A 4595-nucleotide genomic window follows, 5' to 3' on the forward strand; every position below is an offset into this window, starting at 1 on the left:
GACCGGCCCGATCGACGTCGAGGGCTGGTTCGACACCGTGCGCCGCAGCGCGCCGTTTCGCACCCTGCCGCGCTCGGCATACGAGGCGACGCTGGATCTGCTCGCGGGCCGCTTCCCCTCGGACGAATTCGCCGAGCTGCGCCCGCGCATCGTCTGGGACCGCGACCACGGCACGCTGACCGGGCGCCCGGGTGCCCAGCGGATCGCAGTCACCAGCGGCGGCACGATCCCCGATCGCGGCCTGTTCGGCGTGTTCGTCGCCGGCGAGTCCCGCAACGCCCGCGTCGGCGAGCTCGACGAGGAGATGGTCTACGAGTCGCGGGTCAACGACGTGTTCACCCTCGGGACGACCAGCTGGCGCATCGTCGAGATCACCCACGACCGCGTCAACGTGGTGCCCGCGTTCGGGCAGCCCGGAAAGCTCCCCTTCTGGCACGGTGACGGCCTCGGCCGCCCGGCCGAGCTCGGCGAAGCGCTGGGGAGGTTCTCGCGCGAAGTGTCCGCCGCCCCGCACGACAAAGCCGTCGCGCGCCTGACCGAGTCGGGCCTCGATGACAACGCGATCGGCAACCTGCTGGGCTACCTCGCCGAGCAGCGCGAGGCCACAGGAAGCCTTCCCACCGACCGCACGCTGACCGTCGAGCGCGGCCGCGACGAGGTCGGCGACTGGCGCATCATCCTGCACTCCCCGTACGGCATGCACGTGCACGCCCCGTGGGCGCTGGCGGTCAACGCCCGCATCCGCGAGCGCCTGGGTGTCGAGGGCGCGGCCGTCGCGAGCGACGACGGCATCATCGCCCGCGTGCCGGATGCCGCGGCAGAGCCGCCCGGCGCCGACCTCTTCGTCTTCGACCCCGAGGAGCTCGAGCAGATCGTCACCGACGAAGTGGGCGGCTCCGCCCTGTTCGCCTCGCGCTTCCGCGAGTGCGCGGCGCGGGCCCTGCTCCTGCCACGTCTGAACCCGAACAAGCGCGCTCCGCTCTGGCAGCAGCGCCAGCGGTCGGCGCAGCTGCTGGAAGTCGCGCGGCGGCATCCGACCTTCCCGATCATCCTCGAGACCCTCCGCGAGGTGCTGCAGGACGTCTATGACCTCCCCGCCCTGCTGCGCATCGCCCGGTCGATCGGCGACCGCCGCATCCGCCTCGTCGAGACCGACCCCGCCTCGCCGTCGCCCTACGCCCGCGATCTGCTGTTCGGCTACGTCGGCGCGTTCATGTATGAGGGCGACTCGCCGCTGGCCGAGCGCCGCGCCGCCGCACTGTCGGTCGACCCGGCGTTGCTGGCGGAGCTGCTCGGCAAGATCGAGATGCGGGAGCTGCTCGATCCCGACGTCATCGCGCAGTTCGAGCGGGAGGTGCAGCGACTCGACCCCGAGCGGCGCGCGCGGGGTGTCGAGGGGGTCGCCGACCTGCTGCGGCTGCTCGGGCCCCTCGATGCCGACGAGGTCGCCGAGCGGCTCGATGTCGATGCACCCGGCGACGGCGCGGCGGTGGCCGAGGCGACCGCCCATCTCGACGCGCTGGTGCAGGCACGGCGGGCCATCCGCGTCACGATCGGCGGGGCGCAGCGCGTGGCGGCGATCGAGGATGCCGGGCGCCTGCGCGACGCGCTCGGCACAGCCCTCCCCGTCGGTCTGCCGACGGCGTTCCTCGAACCCGTCGCCGATCCGCTGGCCGACCTCGTCGCCCGCCACGCCCGCACGCACGGGCCGTTCCGCGCGTCCGACGTCGCCGTACGGCTGGGACTCGGGCAGGCCGTCGCCCGGCAGGCGCTGCAGCGGCTGGAGTCGCAGGGTCGGGTCCAAAGCGGCTTCTTCCTCCCCGACCCTGGCGGGCGCGGCTCGTCATCCGCTGCGGCCGACGAGGGCGATTGGTGCGACACCGAGGTGCTGCGGCGGCTGCGCATGCGGTCACTCGCCGCGATTCGCGGCAGCGTGGAGCCGGTCTCGCCAGAGGCATACGCGCGGTTCCTGCCGGTGTGGCAGCACGTCACCCGCCCACTCGAGGGACTCGACGGGGTGGTGGCGGTCGTCGAGCAGCTCGCCGGTGTGCCCATTCCGGCCAGCGCCTGGGAGTCGCTCGTGCTGCCGTCGCGGGTGCGCGACTACGCCCCGGGCATGCTCGACGAGCTGACCGCGACCGGCGAGATCCTCTGGTCCGGCCACGGGTCCCTTCCCGGCCGCGACGGCTGGATCGCCCTGCACGTCACCGACACGGCTCCGCTGACCCTGCTCGCACCGGACGACGACGGGGCCGAGGCGGGCGAGGCCGATCCCGACGCCCTGGCGGCGCGTATCGTGACCGCCCTGGCCGGCGGCGGTGCGTACTTCGCGGCGCAACTGCGTCAGCTGACCGATGCCGAGAACGAGCAGTCCGTCATCGAGGCGCTCTGGGACCTCACCTGGCGGGGCCGCGTCACCAACGACACCTTCGCCCCGGTGCGCACGCTCCTCGGCGGCGGCTCGCAGGCCCACCGCACCGCCCGCCGCACGCCGCGGGCGCGGCTGTACCGCGGCATGGCGCTCCCCCGCCCCGGCGCCACGCCGCCGCGTCCGCCCGCGCTCGGCGGCCGCTGGTCACTGCTGCCCGAGCCCGAGTCCAATCCCTCGGCGCGGGCGACCGCCACGGCGAGCCTGCTGCTGGACCGGTACGGCGTCGTCACCCGCGGCAGCGTGCAGGCCGAAGGGGTGCCAGGCGGCTTCGCGCAGACCTACCGGGTGCTGGCCGGGTTCGAAGAGGCGGGCCACTGCCGCCGCGGCTACGTCATCGAGAAGCTGGGCGCCGCGCAGTTCGCCGCCTCGGCGACGGTCGACCGCCTGCGCGAGTTCGCGGGCCTCTCGGACCCCGCACCGCTGAAGGCGGTGACCCTCGCGGCGACCGATCCCGCCAACCCCTACGGCGCGGCGCTGGCCTGGCCGCCGCTGGAGGGCGTCACACACCGGCCCGGCCGCAAGGCGGGTGGCCTCGTCGTGCTCGTCGACGGGGCGCTCACGCTGTACCTCGAGCGCGGCGGCCGCTCGGCGCTGGCCTTCACCGACGACGAGGCGCAGCTCACCGCCGCCGCCGCCCACCTCGTCGAGACCTCCCGCACGCGACGGCTCGACACCCTCACCATCGAGCAGGTCAACGGCGAGTTCGTCTACGGCACCGCCGTCGGCCGGGCGCTGCGGGCGGCCGGCTTCGTCGAGGCGACCCGCGGGCTCACCCTGCGCAAGGTCACCGCGGGCACCGCGCTGCGCCAACCGCAGAGCGCCGCGCACACCGGGGCTGCGGATGCCTGAGGGCGACACCGTCTACCGCACCGCGCGGACCCTGCACGACGCCCTCGCCGGTCACGAGATCACGCGGTTCGACATCCGGGTTCCCGGCAGCGCCACCGCCGACCTCCGCGGCGAGACGGTGAGCGAGGTGGTGCCGCGCGGCAAGCACCTGCTGCTGCGCGCGGGCGGGGCGACGCTGCACTCCCACCTCAAGATGGAGGGCGAATGGCACGTCTACCCCACCGGCGGCCGGTGGCGCCGGCCGGGGTACACCGCCCGCGCCATCGTCGGCAACGAGCGGGCGGATGCCGTGGGGTTCGACCTCGCCATGGTCGAGGTGCTGCCCACTGCCGACGAGGCGCGCGTCGTCGGCCGCCTCGGCCCCGACCCGCTTGCGGCGGACTGGGACGCCGCCGAGGCGGCACGACGCGTGGGCGCCGACTCCCGGCCGGTGCACGTGGCACTGCTGGATCAGCGCAACGTGGCGGGGCTCGGCAACGTCTACGCCAACGAGGTGCTGTTCGTCCGCGGCATCCTGCCCACCACGCCGGGGACCGAAGTCGACGCGCCGGCGCTCATCGACACCGCCGCGCGGATGATCCGCACGAACCGCGACCGCTCACGCCGGGTCTTCACCGGCGACGCCCGGCCGGGCCGCGGCATGTGGGTCTACGGCCGCGAGGCGAAACCCTGCCGGCGTTGCGGCACGCTCGTGCGGGCCGGGGCACTCGGCGCGCGCCCGACGGCCGAGCGCAACGCCTTCTGGTGCCCCGTGTGCCAGCGATGACCGCAGGTCACCGCCCGATGTAGCGCCCCGGGCGGTGGTTGAGCGCCAGCACGAGATTCAGCAGCACGGCACCTGCCGCGCTCATGAGGACGTTCGGCCAGGGCACCACGAAAAGCGCTGCCAGCACGACGAGGACGTCGAAAACCATGAGCGTCCATCCGGCGCGGATGCCGGTGGCATCCTGCACGACGAGGGCGACGATGTTGAACCCGCCGAGGCTCCCGCCGTGGCGGAAGACGATGAGCAGTCCGATGCCGGCCATGAGGTTGCCGGCGAGGGTGCCGTAGACCGGGTTGAGTTCACCGACGACGAAGAACGTCTCGTGCACGACCGAGAAGCCCGACACCAGGGCGATGGCGACGATCGTGCGAACGGTGAAGTCCCACCCCTTCTTCCACACCGCCAGCACGGCGAACGGCAGGTTGATGACGGCGAACAGCACCCAGAAAGGCACCTCCGACGCGAACCCCAGCAGCAGCGACAGTCCCGCGGTGCCGCCGGTCACCGCGTGCGAGGCGTTCAGCAGGTACAGCCCGAAGGATGCCGTGA

Annotated in this window: 3 protein-coding genes; 2 read left to right on the forward strand and 1 reads right to left on the reverse strand. The window is 73.7% G+C overall.

Going from position 1 to position 4595, the window contains the following annotated elements:
• Positions 1 to 3280, forward strand: a 3280-nt coding sequence (locus NQ160_RS18965) for a DNA glycosylase AlkZ-like family protein (RefSeq protein ID WP_257516665.1), incomplete at its 5' end; no start/stop codon positions are given.
• A complete protein-coding gene (locus NQ160_RS18970; protein WP_257516666.1) occupies positions 3273 to 4046 on the forward strand; it encodes a DNA-formamidopyrimidine glycosylase family protein in 774 nt (257 codons plus the stop codon). The genes NQ160_RS18965 and NQ160_RS18970, both read left to right, overlap by 8 nt.
• A gap of 7 nt (positions 4047 to 4053) precedes the next feature.
• Here NQ160_RS18970 and NQ160_RS18975 read toward each other — a convergent pair.
• Positions 4054 to 4595 (reverse strand): YitT family protein (locus NQ160_RS18975; protein ID WP_257516667.1); only part of this gene is annotated, 542 nt, incomplete at its 5' end.

The sequence above is a fragment of the Microbacterium sp. zg.Y909 genome, from assembly GCF_024626565.1.